The organism is Nocardioides sp. Root240 (genome assembly GCF_001428825.1).
In the GTDB taxonomy this organism is placed as follows: Bacteria; Actinomycetota; Actinomycetes; order Propionibacteriales; family Nocardioidaceae; genus Nocardioides.
Map to the genome: position 1 here is coordinate 175,773 of NZ_LMIT01000010.1, position 560 is coordinate 176,332.

The 560-nt window shown below is 70.7% G+C and carries 1 protein-coding gene; it reads left to right on the forward strand.

What is annotated here, in order from left to right; all coding sequences use genetic code 11:
- A partial coding sequence (locus ASE20_RS10950; RefSeq protein ID WP_414858374.1) for a DUF222 domain-containing protein occupies window positions 1–560 on the forward strand: 560 nt, incomplete at both ends.

Sequence of the window (560 nt, forward strand, 5' to 3'; positions counted from 1 at the left end):
CATCGCGGTCGGGCACGTCACCTGGGCGCTCATCGAACGCCTCGTCACCGAGGCGATCATCCGGTTCGACCCCGAACGCGCCGAAGCCGACCGGTTGAAGGCCGCGGACCAGCGGCACTTCGACATCGGCGAGGTCACCGCGGAAGGGCAGGTCTACGTCGATGGGCTGCTGGACGCCGCCGACGGCCGCGACCTCGACGAAGCCATCGCCCGCGAAGCCCACAACCTGGGCCAGCTCGGCGACGACTCGTCCCTCGACGTCCGCCGCTCCAAGGCCGCAGGGGTGATCGCGCGTCGTGACCTGATGCTCGACCTCGAGACCGACGACCGGACCGAGACGGGCCGCAAGGTCACCCTCAACCTCCACATCACCGACACCACCCTCACCGGTGCCAACCCCGTCGGACGCTGCGAGGAGACCCGGACCCCGGTCAGCGCCGAGCAGATCCGCGAGTGGCTCCAAGCCCCCGGCACCAGCATCATCGTCCGGCCGGTGATCGACCTGGCCGACTGCATCCCCGTCACCGCCTACGAGATCCCCGACCGCCACCGGCGGCGGG